The 13,745-nt window shown below is 75.6% G+C and carries 12 protein-coding genes; 5 read left to right on the top strand and 7 right to left on the bottom strand.

The features are described from left to right. Positions 1 to 151: 151 nt before the first annotated feature. The 6 genes from E7744_RS13745 to E7744_RS13720 all read right to left on the bottom strand — a co-directional run bounded on the left by E7744_RS13745 (position 152) and on the right by E7744_RS13720 (position 5,619). On the bottom strand, positions 152 to 2,677 hold the full coding sequence (locus E7744_RS13745; protein WP_137774609.1) for a cation-translocating P-type ATPase: 2,526 nt from the start codon (positions 2,675 to 2,677) through the stop codon (positions 152 to 154). A gap of 16 nt (positions 2,678 to 2,693) precedes the next feature. After that, a complete protein-coding gene (locus tag E7744_RS13740; protein WP_137774608.1) occupies positions 2,694 to 2,930 on the bottom strand; it encodes a heavy-metal-associated domain-containing protein in 237 nt (78 codons plus the stop codon). Positions 2,931 to 3,013: 83 nt separating this feature from the next. Then, complete coding sequence (locus E7744_RS13735) at positions 3,014 to 3,379, bottom strand: metal-sensitive transcriptional regulator (protein WP_137774607.1); 366 nt, start codon at positions 3,377 to 3,379, stop codon at positions 3,014 to 3,016. Positions 3,380 to 3,446: 67 nt separating this feature from the next. Beyond that, entirely contained in the window at positions 3,447 to 4,388 is a 942-nt protein-coding gene (locus E7744_RS13730; RefSeq protein WP_137774606.1) for a cation diffusion facilitator family transporter, read from the bottom strand. Positions 4,389 to 4,442: 54 nt separating this feature from the next. Then, on the bottom strand, positions 4,443 to 5,174 hold the full coding sequence (locus E7744_RS13725; protein WP_137774605.1) for a low molecular weight phosphatase family protein: 732 nt from the start codon (positions 5,172 to 5,174) through the stop codon (positions 4,443 to 4,445). Positions 5,175 to 5,232: 58 nt separating this feature from the next. Beyond that, positions 5,233 to 5,619, bottom strand: a complete 387-nt coding sequence (locus E7744_RS13720; protein ID WP_137774604.1) for a three-helix bundle dimerization domain-containing protein — start codon at positions 5,617 to 5,619, stop codon at positions 5,233 to 5,235. Between the two features lie 213 nt (positions 5,620 to 5,832). Between E7744_RS13720 and E7744_RS13715 the strand changes: the two genes are divergently transcribed. The 4 genes from E7744_RS13715 (at position 5,833) to rlmN (ending at position 10,862) form a co-directional block, all read left to right on the top strand. Beyond that, positions 5,833 to 7,224: a hypothetical protein gene (locus tag E7744_RS13715; RefSeq protein WP_137774603.1), complete on the top strand. Its 1,392-nt coding sequence runs from the start codon at positions 5,833 to 5,835 to the stop codon at positions 7,222 to 7,224. Continuing rightward, positions 7,221 to 8,009, top strand: a complete 789-nt coding sequence (locus tag E7744_RS13710) for an oxygenase MpaB family protein (protein ID WP_137774602.1) — start codon at positions 7,221 to 7,223, stop codon at positions 8,007 to 8,009. The genes E7744_RS13715 and E7744_RS13710 overlap by 4 nt, the downstream gene beginning before the upstream one ends. Positions 8,010 to 8,027: 18 nt before the next feature. Further along, positions 8,028 to 9,251, top strand: coding sequence for an MFS transporter (locus E7744_RS13705; RefSeq protein WP_246858461.1), 1,224 nt, complete (start codon positions 8,028 to 8,030; stop codon positions 9,249 to 9,251). 315 nt (positions 9,252 to 9,566) lie between these two features. After that, the gene (gene rlmN, locus E7744_RS13700; protein WP_168199865.1) at positions 9,567 to 10,862 is read left to right on the top strand and encodes a 23S rRNA (adenine(2503)-C(2))-methyltransferase RlmN; all 1,296 of its coding nucleotides are present in this window, start codon (positions 9,567 to 9,569) and stop codon (positions 10,860 to 10,862) included. A gap of 60 nt (positions 10,863 to 10,922) precedes the next feature. On the opposite strand, the gene E7744_RS13695 is transcribed toward rlmN, so the two are convergent. After that, positions 10,923 to 12,419 carry an MDR family MFS transporter gene (locus E7744_RS13695; protein ID WP_137774600.1) on the bottom strand — a complete coding sequence of 499 codons (1,497 nt, stop codon included), beginning with the start codon at positions 12,417 to 12,419 and terminating at the stop codon, positions 10,923 to 10,925. A gap of 252 nt (positions 12,420 to 12,671) precedes the next feature. On the opposite strand from E7744_RS13695, the gene E7744_RS13690 reads away from it, so the two are divergent. Beyond that, a complete protein-coding gene (locus E7744_RS13690; RefSeq protein WP_137774599.1) occupies positions 12,672 to 13,496 on the top strand; it encodes a DUF4397 domain-containing protein in 825 nt (274 codons plus the stop codon). Positions 13,497 to 13,745: the final 249 nt, after the last annotated feature.

Genomic DNA, 13,745 nt, shown 5'->3' with positions numbered 1-13,745 from the left:
CCCTCGGCCACCCCCCTGACGCACTTTGAGGGCAGGAACGACCGGTCGTTCCTGCCCTCAAAGTGTCAGCACGGAGTTCTCGGGCGCGCCCACGGCGGGGAGGGAGCGGACGACGCCCCGTCAGCGGACGGCGGGCCGCCCGGCCGGGGGCCTACCGCCCGAAGCGGGTCAGCCGCAGGGAGTTCGCCACCACCAGCACCGAGCTGGCCGCCATCGCGGCGCCGGCGATCATCGGGTTGAGCAGGCCCACGGCCGCCACCGGGATGCCGAGCGTGTTGTAGGCGAAGGCCCAGAACAGGTTCGAGCGGATGATGCCGAGCGTCCGGCGGCTGAGCTGCACGGACTGTACCACCTGGCGCAGGGAGGAGCCCATCACGGTGATGTCCGCGGCCTCGCGGGCCACGTCCGTCCCGGAGCCCATGGCGATCCCCAGGTCGGCCTGGGCCAGCGCCGGGGCGTCGTTGACGCCGTCGCCGACCATGGCGACCACGCGCCCGGCCGCCTGCAGCTCCGCCACCTTGGCCACCTTGTCCCCGGGCCGCACCCCGGCGAAGACGTCCCCGGCGGCGATCCCGACGGCGGCCGCCACCCGGGCGGCCACCTGTGCGTTGTCCCCCGTGAGCAGGATGGGGCGCAGCCCCAGCGCCCGCAGGTCCGCGATCGCGGCGGGGGAGGAGTCCTTGACGGTGTCCTGCAGGGAGATGATCCCGGCGGGCACCCCGTCCACGGCGACCCAGACGGCCGTCGCCCCGGCCGCCTCGGCCTCGGCGAACGCCCGGCGGTCCGGCTCCGCGAGCCCACCGGTGGCCAGCTGCGTGACGATGAAGTCGGAGCGGCCGGCCGCGACCGTGCGCGGGCGGGGGGCCGTTCCCCCCGCGGCGGGTGAGCCGGCGTCGGGCACGGTGCCGCGGACGCCGCCCCCGGCGGCCGAGGCGAAGCCGGTGACCTCCGGGACCGGGCCGGCCGCGCGGGCGGCGTCCACGATCGCCGTGGCGATCGGGTGCTCGGAGTGGGCCTCCACGGCACCGGCCAGCCGCAGCACCTCGTCGGCGCCGAAGCCGTCCAGGGCCGTGATCCCGGTGACCGCGAGGTTGCCCTCGGTGACGGTGCCGGTCTTGTCCAGCACGATCGTGTCCACGGTGCGGGTGTCCTCCAGGACCTCCGGTCCGCGGATGAGGATGCCGAGTTGCGAGGCGCGGCCCGTCCCGGCCAGCAGGCCGACCGGGGTGGCCAGCCCGAGGGCGCAGGGGCACGCGATCACCAGGACGGCGACGGCGGCGCGGAAGGAGGCGTGCAGGTCGCCCGAGAAGACCATCCACAGGACGAAGGCGAGGGCTGCGATGACGAGGACGATCGGCACGAACACCGCCGAGATGCGGTCGGCCAGGCGCGCGATGGGCGCCTTGCCGGTCTGGGCCTCGGCCACGAGCCGGCCCATCTGGGCCAGGGTCGTCTCGCGGCCCACGCGCGTGGCGCGCACCAGCAGCCGACCGGAGGCGTTGACGGTGGCGCCCGTGACGGTGTCGTCCGGACCGACCTCCACCGGGACGGACTCGCCCGTGAGGAGCGAGGTGTCCACGGCGGAGTGGCCGCTGACCACGTAGCCGTCCGTGGCGATCTTCTCGCCCGGGCGCACCACGAACTCGTCGCCCGGGACGAGGTCCGCGGCGGGGACGGTGGTCTCCACGCCGTCGCGCAGCACGGTGGCGGTCTTCGCGCCGAGGTCCAGCAGGGACCGCAGGGCGGCGCCGGCCCGGCGCTTGGCCCGGGCCTCGAGCCAACGGCCGAGCAACAGGAACGTGGTCACCACCCCGGCCGTCTCGAAGTACAGCTGGTGCTCGGCCATCGGGCCCATGCCGGCCATCCCGGCGTGCTCGGTGCCCGCCAGGGCGGTCATGCCCGGGGCCAGCACGAGCTCCACCGTGGAGAAGGCCCACGCGGCCAGGACGCCGAGCGAGACCAGGGTGTCCATGGTGGAGGAGCCGTGCCGGGCCGCCCGGAAGGCGGCCGCGTGGAACGGCCAGGCGGCCCAGGAGGTGACCGGGGTGGCCAGCGCGAGCGCCACCCACCCCCAGTGCGGGAACTGCAGCGCCGGCACCATGGAGATCAGGACCAGCGGCAGCGTCAGCACCGCGGCGCCGATGAGCCGCGGGCGCAGGACGTCCACGGAGGGCCCGTGGTCCAGGTGGTCCTCGCCCTCGCCCTCGCCGTGCCCGACCGGGTGCTCCGCCGGTCCGCCGGCCGGACCCGCGGCCGCGTGGCCGGCGTGCCGGTCCTCGGGGGACGGGTCCCCTGCGGCCGCGGCCGGTCCCGCGTCGGCGGGGGCCGGCGTCGGCGCCTCGGCGGCCCGGCGCACGGTGGCCGAGTAGCCGGCCCGGTCGACGGCGGCCACGAGGTCCTCGTCGCTCACCGAGGCCGGGGCCATGACGGCGGCCGACTCGAGCGGCAGGTTCACGGAGGCGCTGACGCCCTCGAGCTTGCCCAGCTTGCGCTCGATGCGCAGCACGCACGAGGCGCAGGACATGCCGGTGATGTCGAGGTCCACGCGGCGCGTGGCACCGGCCTCGGCGTGGACCTCGGGCGCGGCCTCCCCGGGGGCCGCGGCACCGGTGGCGGGGTCCGTCCCGGCCCCCGGGCCGGCGTCCGCCGGGAGGCGGGTGTGGTCGGTGTGGCTCATGGGCTCCCCGGCGTCCTCAGGCCAGGTCGAGGCCGGGGGTGGCCACCACGTAGCCGGCCTCCTCGACGGCGGCCTGCAGGTCCTCCGGCGCCGGGGCGGGCCCCTCGGAGGTCACGGTGGCCACGGACGTCCCCCCGGCCACGAGCCTCACCTCCACGCCGGTCACGCCCGGCACCTCGGAGAGCTCCTCGGTGACGCTCGCGACGCAGTGGTTGCAGGTCATGCCGTTGATCTTGATGTCGGTGGTGGTCATGGCGTCCTCCTGGTGCTCGGTGGTCTTCGGTGATCGTCGGTCGTCGGTCGTCGGCCGCCGCTCGCCCGCGGGCGGCTGGGCGGTCAGCGGACGAGGCGGGCGATCGCCGCCGTTGCCTCGGCGACCTTGGCGCGCACGAGGGCGTCGTCCCCCGTCTCCCCGGACTCGCGCGCCGCCTCGGCGACGCAGTGCCCGAGGTGGTCCTCGAGCAGGCCCAGGCTCACGGCGTGCAGCGCCTTGGTGGCCGCGGCCACCTGGGTCAGCACGTCGATGCAGTACTGGTCCTCGTCCACCATCCGGCTGATGCCGCGGACCTGGCCCTCCACGCGGCGCAGCCGCTTGAGGTACTCGTCCTTGCGCGGGCCGTAGCCGTGTCCGGACGGGTGGTCCTGCCCGGCGGGCAGGACCGGCTCGGGGGCCCCGGAGGGCTCGTGCACGTCGGTCGTCATGGGGCGACCATATACCCCTGGGGGGTACGGACGCAAGTACCCCCAGGGGGTATCTTGCCACCCCTCCTCAGGAGTGCACGTGGCCCTCGCCGTCCCGGTGTCCCGGCGGCTCGAGCTGGAAGGTGCTGTGCTCCACGGACAGCGGGAAGTGCCCCGCCACGCAGTCCTGCAGGTCGCGCAGCACCCGGCTCGCGTGGCCCTCGTCGAAGCACTCCGCCCCCACCACCACGTGGGCGGTGATCACGGGGGTCCCGGTGTCGATGCGGCTGACGTGCAGGTCGTGGACGTCCAGCACGTGGTCGGTGTCCAGCAGGTGGCGGCGGATGTCCGCCAGGTCCAGCTCGGCGGGCACGGACTCCAGCAGCAGGCTGCCGGCCTCGCGCAGGATCACCGCGGCCCGGGGCAGGATCAGCAGGCCGATGAGCATCCCGGCCACCGCGTCCGCCTGCAGCCAGCCGGTGGTGGCGACCACCACGGCGGCGACGATGACGGCCACGGACCCGAGGGCGTCGTTGACCACCTCGAGGAACGCCGCCCGCAGGTTCAGCGAGTGCCCCCGGCCGCCGGCGAGCACGGTCAGCGCGGCCACGTTGCCCGCCAGGCCCAGCACGCCGAAGGCCAGCAGTCCCTCCGCGTGCACCTCGGGCGGGCGGCCCAGGCGCAGCACGCCGTCCACCAGGGCGTAGATCCCCACCCCCAGCAGGATGGCCGCCTGCGCCCCGGCGGCGAGGACCTCGAGGCGCAGCAGGCCCCACGTGCGCCGCTGCGAGGGCGGCCGGAGCATCAGGTGGGCGGCCACGAGGGCCAGGAGCAGTCCGCCGGCGTCCGTGACCATGTGGCCGGCGTCCACGAGCAGGGCGAGGCTGCCGGTCAGCGCCGCCCCGATGACCTCGGCGACCAGGAGGGCGGCGGTGATGGCGAAGGCGATCGCCAGCCGGGCGCGGGAGGCCCCCGCCCCGTGATGGTGCCCGGGGGCATGGTGTCCCGAGGCCCGCGCCGCATCCGTCATGCCGCGATCATAGGACCGGGCCGGCGGGGGCGGCCGTCCGGGGGCCGTCCCCGCTCAGGCGGCCCGCGGCACCGAGGACGACGACGGCGCTGACCCGTCCGGGCGCCCGGTGTCCGGACCCAGCTCGCGGACGAGCTCGCGCACCCGCGCGTCGATCTCCTCGCGGGCCCGGCGGATGTCCTCCAGCGGGCGGCCGACGAGGTTGGGGATGGCCCAGTCGCGGTAGTCCTTGCCGTCGAGCCGGGGCACCCGGTCCGCGCAGTCGAAGGTGATGACCACCTGCGCGGCCGCGTGGACGTCCGGGGTCAGGGGCTTGGGGAAGGCGTGGTGGAGCGGGACCCCCACCTCCTCCATGGCGGCGAGGGCGTCCTCGTGGACGTGGCCGGCCGGTTCGAGCCCGGCGGAGCGGGCGGTGACCAGGCCCCCCGAGTGCCTCAGGACCAGTGCGGCGGCCATCTGGGACCGTCCTGCGTTGAGGTCGTCCACGAAGAGCACGCGCGGCAGGGGCGACTCGACGGCGCCCCGGGCGATGGCCAGCGCCCGGACCCGGCTCTCGGCGAAGCGCGCGGCGCTCGTGGCGAGGAAGGTCTTGACGGTGGCCGTCCGGTCCAGCTCCTCGTAGCACTCGGCCACGACGCGCTCCACCGTGGGCCGGTCCACGGCTTCGGCGTAGCGCTCGTGCAGGTGGCTGGCGAGCCGGTCCAGGACGTGCAGGTCCCGCTCGCGGTGCTCGCCGGCCAGGACCGGCTCCGGCGCGGTCACCGGGCGGTGTGCGTTCTCGGTCATCATCCCTCCAGTGCTGGTGGCCCGGCGGGGTGCCGCCCCCGCCGGGACGATGGTGAGGTCAGGCGGCCAGGGCGGTGGTGGCCGCCGCCGGGACGGTCGCGGTGGTGGCCGCCCCGGTCGCCGGGGCCGCGGTGCGGGCCTCCCGGGCCAGCCGGCGCAGCCGGTCCTCCGCCACGCGGGCGGCGAGGACGGGCAGGAACGTGTGGAGCCGCGCGGTGGCCTCGAGCTCCCGGTAGGCCTGCTGGACGGTGCCGCGGACGAGGTCCTCGGCGAGGACGTCCCCGTACTGCACCAGCAGCCGGTCCGTGGCGCGGCCGAGCACGTGGGCGTGCACGATGTGGTTGGGGCCGGTGGGCAGGCCGCCGCGCATCCCCCGGCGCGGCGCGCCGGCGGCGCCCTCCTGGCGGCCAGCGGGCCGCGGGTCGGTCATGACGTGACTGGTCATGGCTCCTCCTCGAGTCATGGTGGCGACCCCGCGTCGCCACGGCCCCGGCCTCCAGAGGTGAACGGAAGGTGAACAGGGCATTAATCACTATAGGCAGGGCTGTGAGGAATGCAACAGTCTCCGCCTTTCCGGGCCATGTCACCGTCATGTGTCGTCATGTGGGCGTGCCGGGCGTTGCCCGCGGTCAACCCCGCCGTGCCACAATCGGCCAGCGTGAGGGACCTGAGCCACTTCCCAGCCCGGAGCCCCGCCACCGCCCTGTCCGGAGGCCCCCGCGACGGGCACGGCCCGGGGGCCGAGCGGGCCCCGTCCCGCCGTGCGGTCATCAACCCGGTGGTCCGGGAGTCCCGGGCCATCTGGACGGCGATCGCCTCCGGGGCGGCGGGCGCCGCCGTCGGGCTCGTGGTGTTCCAGGGCCGCCGGGCGCTGTCCGGGGACGAGTCCGTGGGCACGATCGCGGCGATCACGGCGGCCTCGTGCGCCGGGATCGCCTGCCTGGTCGGGCTGGCCCGCTCCACGCGCACCACCCACCGGTGGATGGCCCGCCGGCCCTGGGGATGGGTGGTGGCGGACGCGTTCGGCCTGCTGGTGGTGCACGCCGCGATCGCGGTCATGGCCTGCCTGGCCCTGTTCCGGCTCTTCCAGGAGGCCTTCACGGGCCTCACCGTGGACCGCGTGGCGGCCACGGTCATGCTGACGATCATCAGCTCGGTGGCCGGCTACCTGGGCTTCAACTCCGCGGCGCGGATCTCCACCCGGTCGCTGTCCTCGCTGCTGGCCGTGTTCATGGCCTCGGGGATGATCGTGTCCATGCTGCTGGCGGAGAACCCGTTCTGGTGGCACGCCTTCTTCTCGGAGCTGGGCACCGGGCAGGCCGGTGTCCTCTCCTTCTGGACGTTCAACACCACGCTGGCGGTCTCCGGGCTGGTGCTGACCACGCTCGCCTCCTTCATCACCCAGGACCTCTACACGTGGGCCCGGGCCCGGGAGTCCACGGGCGGGCGCCGGGCGCGCGTGGCGGTCCTGCGCTCGGGGCTGTTCGTGGTGGGGCTGTGCATGATGGGCGCCGGGGTGGTGCCGATCAACCTCTCCGACCCGGTGCACTCCACGTTCATCCGCATTCTGGGGGTCGTGTTCATCGCGCTGCTGGCCACCATCCAGCTCTGGCTGCCCGGGTTCCCGGCGGCCGTCTACGTGGCCAGCTACCTCATGGTGGCCCTCGCGCTCGTGGCCACCGCGCTGTGGTTCCCGCTGCGGTACTACAACCTCACCGGGTTCGAGCTGGCGATGGGCGGGATCGTCTACGGCTGGCTCGTGGTGTTCATCCGCACCCTGGACGCCGTCCTGACGGTGGCCGGGATCGGGGACACCGAGCGCGAGGAGGCGGCCGGGGCCGAGGCGCGGGCGCTCGCCGCCCGGGAGGGGGCCGGGGGCCCGACGCCGGCCGGTCCCGTCCCGCCGGGCGGGCGCCGGGGAACCGGCCGGGGGAGGGGGGGACGGGGCGAGACCGCGTCCGCCGTGCCGCCGACCGGCGCGCCCGCCGGGCCCCGGCCCGCCTACCGCGGCTGGCGGGTGGACCCGCGAGATCCCGGAGGCCGGGGATGACGGCCGGCCGGGACGCGCCGCTGACCACGGTGGACCTGGCCCGGGAGGCGATCGTGCTCGCCGGGGCGGGCGCGGCGATCCTGCTGCAGGTGGCCCACCGGCCGGTGGGCGCCGGGGTGGTCCGGCACTCCGGCTTCGTCGCGGACCCGGTGCGCCGGCTGCGGCACACGCTGCAGTACGTCTACGCCACCGTGCTGCCCGAGGCCGCGGGCGCCCGGGACGCGATGGCCGCGGCCGTGCGCTCGGCCCACCGGCCCGTCGAGGGCACGGACGCCGGCGGCCGCCCCTACGCGGCCGGGGACCCGCGGGCCCAGCTGTGGGTCGCGGCGACGCTGTACGCGGTGGCCGAGGAGGTCCGCTGGCGGGTGTGGGGCACGCTCGAGGCCGGCCCCGCGGAGGCGATCTACCGCGACTACGCGGTCCTGGGCACCCTGCTGGGCATGCCGGCCTCGGCCTGGCCCGCCGACCGGGCGGGCTTCCGGCGGTACTGGACGGACGCCGTCGGGGCCCTGGAGGTGACCGACGACGCCCGGGCCCTCTGCCGGGACCTGTTCGCCGGCGCCGCCGCGCCGTGGTGGCTGCGGCGGGTGCTGCCGCTGGCGCGGTTCACCGCCGCCGGCCTGCTGCCCCACCCGGTGCGCACGGCGCTCGGCCTGGACTGGGACGGGGCGGACTCGCGCCGCGAGGACCGGCTGTGGCGGGCCGTGCGCGCCGTCTACCCGCGCCTGCCGCGGGGACTGCGCCGGCTCCCGGCGCGCCTCGTGGTGCGCGGACTGCCCTCGTGAGGCTGGCATGATGCCCCTGTGAGCACCGCACCGCCAGCCCGCCCGTCCCCCGTGTCCTGGCTGTACCTGGCGGTGTGCGTGGTGCTCGTCTCGCTCAACCTGCGCACCCTGTTCTCCTCCTTCTCGGCGATCCTGCCGGAGATCGTGGCGGCGACCGGGCTGCCGGCGTGGGGCGCCACCGTGCTGACCACCGTCCCGGCCACGCTGCTGGGCGTCTTCGCCCCCGTGGCCCCCGTGCTGGCCCGCCGCCTCGGTTCCTGGCGGGTGCTCCTCGGCGCCCTGCTGCTGCTCACGGCCGGCCTCGTGGTGCGCTCCGTGCCCGTGCCCGACGGCGGGGCGATGGTCCCGCTGCTGGCCGGCACCGTGGTCTCCGGGGCGGCGATCGCCCTGGCCAACGTGGTGCTGCCGAGCATCGTCAAGCAGGACTTCCGCGCCCACCTGGGCCTGATGAGCGGGCTCTACACCACCGCGATCTGCGGCTCGGCGGCCCTCGGGGCGGGGCTCACCTTCCCGGCCCTCGGCGCCGTGGGGGACTGGCGGCTGGCCCTCGGGCTGTGGGCGGTGCCCGTGCTGGTGGCCGCCGCGCTGCTGGTGCCCGTGGTGCGCCGGCACCGCTCCAGCGCCCGGCCCGTCACCTCGACCACGGGGCGCAGCCCGCTGGCCTCGCCCGTGGCGTGGCACATCACCCTGATGATGGTCTTCCAGGCGATGACCTCCTTCACGTGCTTCGCGTGGCTGGCCCCCATCCTGCGCGAGCGCGGCCTCGAGGGTGGGCTGGCCGGGCTGGTCGTGGCGGTCTCGATCGTGCTGCAGATGGCCGGGTCCCTCGCCGCCCCCGTGTTGGCGGCGCGGATGCGCTCGCAGTCCGCGCTGAACGCGGCCGCCGCCGTGCTCACCGGCGGGGGCTTCATCCTCTCCGTGCACGGCCCGCTGGCCGGCGTCTGGGCGTGGACGGGGCTGCTGGGACTGGGCCAGGGAGCGCTGACGGCGCTCGCGCTGACCATGATCACGCTGCGCAGCGACTCCGCCCACATGGCCATCCGGGTCTCGGGGATGATGCAGGGCCTCGGCTACGGCCTGGGGTCCTCCGGGACGTTCATCACGGGCCAGGTGTTCGCCGCCACGGGCTCCTTCGGGCCGGCCGCGTGGCTGTTCGCCGCCTCCGGCCTCGGGGCCGCCGTCTTCGGCTGGCTGGCCGGGCGGGACCGGACCATCGAGGAGGAGCCGGCCGGGGCGGTGTAGCCCGGTCCGGGGCTGGACAGCCGTGGGAGAATGGGACCGATGGCCGAGAAGAACCGCTCCCGCACCCCGGACCCCACGCCCCGCACCGCCCCGGCGCCGGGGCGCCCCGGCCGTGCCGGCGCCCCCGCCGCCCCCATTCGCCCCGGTGGCCCCGCCCCCGACCCAGCGGACGCGCACCTGGAGCACGCCCGGGACGGCAAGCCCAAGCTGAACCGGCCGCGGCGCGGACTGATCGACGAGGCCGAGGCCCGCCACCTGGCCGAGGACCGCGAGCGCCTGCACCGCCAGGGCGTCGGCGGTCCCCTGGACGGGCGGATGCTGTCCAACCCGTCCGCGGCCGGCGCCGGGGACGACCGCCCCCAGGTCCGGCCCAGGGCGGAGGGCTGGACGCAGCAGACCACCGAGGACGGCCGGCCGCTGCTGCAGTTCAAGCAGCCCCGCGTGGCCCAGCCGAGGACGCACCTGGCCGACCTCACGCTGGCCGAGCGCCAGGAGCGGGTGAAGGAACTGGGCCTGCCCGCGTTCCGCGCCAAGCAGCTGTCCACCCACTACTTCGTGCACCACACCTCGGACCCGGAGCGGATGACGGACCTGCCGGCCGCCCAGCGGGGGACGCTCGTGGCCGAGATGTTCCCGCCGCTGCTCACCGAGGTCCGCCGGCTGACCACGGACAACGGGGACACCATCAAGTTCCTGTGGCGGCTGTTCGACGGCGCCCTCGTGGAGTCGGTGCTGATGCGCTATCCCGGGCGGGTGACCCTGTGCGTGTCCAGCCAGGCCGGCTGCGGCATGAACTGCCCGTTCTGCGCCACCGGCCAGAACGGGCTGACCCGCAACATGTCCACCGCGGAGATCGTGGAGCAGGTGGTCCGCGCCAACCAGGTCATCGCCGAGGGCGCGCTGGGCGGCCGGCGCCGGGACGGCGGCCACGACGCCGACCGCGTGACGAACATCGTGTTCATGGGCATGGGCGAGCCGCTGGCCAACTACAAGCGCGTGATCGCCGCCGTGCGGCGCATGGTGGACCCGGCCCCCGAGGGGCTGGGCATGTCCGCGCGCCACATCACCGTGTCCACGGTGGGCCTGGTCCCGGCCATCAACCGGCTCGCGGACGAGGGCATCCCGGTCACCTTCGCGCTGTCCCTGCACGCCCCGGACGACGAGCTGCGCGACGAGCTGATCCCCGTCAACTCCCGGTGGAAGGCGGACGAGGCGATCGACGCCGCGTACGGCTACTTCGCCAAGACGGGACGGCGCGTGTCCATCGAGTACGCGCTGATCAAGGACATGAACGACCACGCCTGGCGGGCCGACCTGCTGGCCGAGAAGCTCAACGCCCGCGGCCGGGGCTGGGTGCACGTGAACCCGATCCCGCTCAACCCGACGCCCGGGTCGATCTGGACCTCCTCCGAGCCGGACGTCACCCGGGAGTTCGTGGACCGGCTGAACGCGGCCGGGATCCCCACCACCCTCCGGGACACCCGCGGCAAGGAGATCGACGGGGCGTGCGGGCAGCTCGCCGCCGAGGGGGACGAGGAGCAGGACGCGTCCGTCACCGCGCCCGACGGCGGCCGGACCGGTCCCGCGGACACCATCGACCTGCGCGGCTGAGCCGGGGGCGCCGGCCGGCGAGGCCGGAGGCGCTCCCGGCCCCGGGGGTCCGGGAGGACCTCAGGCGTCCACGGGCTGGGGCACCGGCGCCGGGCTCTCCTCGGCGGCGGGCGCGGAGCGGACCAGGAACGATCCCGCCACGGCCAGCAGCGAGATGACCGCGCCCCAGACCAGGGCGCCGTGGATGCCGTCCATCAGGGCGACCACCGGGTCGGTGTGGGCGGACGCCCCGGCGATCGTCGCCATCGTCATGACGGTGATGAACAGGGCGGTGCCGGCGGCGCCGGCCACCTGCTGCAGCGTGGACATGATCGCGCTGCCGTGCGAGTAGAGGCGGCGCGGCAGGGCCCCCAGGGCGGCGGTCATCAGCGGGCTGAACATGAGGGACAGTCCGGCGTTGAGCAGCACGTGCCACACGATGAGCAGGGCCACCGGCGAGGCGGCGGTGAGGGTGGTCATCCCCCACAGGGCGGCCGCGACGACCACGGTGCCCGGGACCACGAGCGGGCGCGCGCCGAGGCGGTCGAACAGGCGGCCCACCACCAGGCCCATCACCCCCATCACGAGCCCGCCCGGCAGCAGGGCCAGGCCGGTGTCCCGCGTCGAGGCGCCGACGACCTCCTGCAGGTAGATCGGCAGCACGATCAGGGTGCCGAACAGGGCCATCATGCCGATGACCATCATGCCCAGGGCCACCGAGAAGGCGGGCACGCGGAACGCGCGCACGTCCAGCAGGGCGTGGTCGCGCAGGCCCGCCTGGCGCCACGTGAAGGCGGCGAGGGCGGCCACGCCCACGGCCAGGGCGATCCACGGCGGCAGCAGGGCGTCGCCCTCGGCGGCGGCGCCGATGCTGCTCAGCCCGAACACGAGGCCGGCGAAGCCGAGGGCGGAGAGCACGACGGACAGCACGTCCAGCGGCACCCGCTGGGTCTCGGTGACGTTGCGGATCATCGCCACCCCGAGGGCCAGGGACAGGGCGGCGATCGGCAGCATGAGCCAGAACATCCACCGCCAGTCGAGGGCGTCCAGGATGATCCCGCCGATCGTGGGGCCGGTGGCCGGGGCCACCGCGATGACGATCGAGATGACGCCCATCGTGCGGCCGCGGCGGTGCGCCGGGACCACGGTGAGCACCGTGGTGAACAGCAGCGGCATCATGATGGCGGTGCCGACGGCCTGCACCACGCGACCGGCGACCAGCACGAGGAACGTGGGGGCCACGGCGGCCAGCAGCGTGCCGAGCAGGAAGCTGACCATCGCCACGGTGAACACGGTGCGCAACGGCAGGCGGGTGAGCAGGTAGCCCGTGACCGGGATGACCACGGCCATGGTGAGCATGAACGCCGTGGTCATCCACTGCGCGGTGGCCGCGCCGATGGTGAACTCGTGCATCAGCCGCGGCAGGGCCACGCTCATGACGGTCTCGTTGAGGATCACCACGAAGGCGGCGGCCACGAGCAGCGCGATGACGCGGGAGGCGCCGGCGGGGACCGCGGTCCCGGCCCGCGGCGACTCGGTGGTGTCCCCCTGGGGGTCCTCGGCGGGGGCAGTCGGCACGGGCGTCCTCTCATCGGATGGGCGGAGCCGGTGGGCTCCGGTGGTCCAACGGGGGATCCTACCGGGGTATTCCCCGGCGTCCGCCGGGCGGAAGACGGCGCGCAGGCCCCCGGGGGACCGGCCGGAGGGATACCCGGAAAAAAACCTCCCGGTGCCTGCAACCCTCCGCGGCCGCTCCCGGTAGTAGGGGATGTGAGCACACCAGTGCTTCGCCGGACGGCCCGGCCACGGGCCCCTCGAAAGGACGACATCATGCGCAAGGCACTCCCCCTGGCGGTCACCGCGACGTGTGGCCTGGCCCTTCTCGGTACCGCGCTGCCCGCCGCCGCGGACGAGCACGGCGGCGACGCCGCGATGCTCTCGGTCCTGCACGGCGTCCCGGACACCACCGTGGACGTCTACGTCAACGGCGAGCGGACCCTGGACGACTTCGAGCCCGGCGACCTGGCCGGTCCCCTCGAGCTGCCGGCGGGCGACTACGAGATCGCCATCACGGCGGCCGATGCCGAGGACGACTCCGAGCCCGTCATCGGCCCCGTGGACGTCACCCTGGAGGGCGGCATGGACTACACCGCCGCGGCCCACCTCGACGCCGAGGGCCAGCCGACCGCGACGGCGTTCGTCAACGACACCTCCTCCCTCGAGGCCGGCACCGGTCGCCTCGTGGTGCGCCACGTGGCCGCGGCCCCGGCCGTGGACATCTGGGCCGACGGCGAGGTGGCCGTCCCCGGCCTGGAGAACCCGGACGAGAAGTCCCTGGACCTGCCGGCCGGCACCATCGAGGCCGCGGTGTCCCTGGCCGGGGAGAGCGACCCGGTGCTCGGCCCGGCCGACGTGCAGGTCACGGAGGGCGCCGCGACGATCGTCTACGCGTGGGGCTCCGCCGAGGACGGCTCGCTGGCCCTGGCGACCCAGACCGTCGAGGGGATGCACTCCGCGCCCGGCGGCGTGCCCACGGGCAACACGCAGGTTCCCGCCGAGGACCAGGGCCTGTGGTGGGCCGTGGGCGGCGGTGCCCTGCTCCTCGCCGCGGCCGGGATGGCGGCGGCGGTGCGCCGCCGGTCCGTCCGTGCCTGAGACGACCCGCCGGGGCCTTCCCTCGCCCCGGGGGTCCAGGGCGGCGGGGGGAGTCCTCGCCGCCCTGGCGGCCGCAGTCGCCCTGACGGGCACCGGTTGCGCACCTGCCGGTGGAGCGTGGTTCCCCTCCTCCAGCCCGGCTGCGGCCGCACCCTCCACCTCTGCCTACCCGGCGCCGGCCCGCCCCGACGGGGCCTCCCCGGCGCCGGGGGACCGGCCCGGTGCCGGCCCCGGCACCCCACGCGCCGG

Source organism: Citricoccus sp. SGAir0253 (assembly GCF_005877055.1).
Lineage (GTDB): Bacteria > Actinomycetota > Actinomycetes > Actinomycetales > Micrococcaceae > Citricoccus.
Note: the sequence above shows the minus strand (reverse complement) of the source record. Positions and strands in the feature narration are given on the sequence as shown.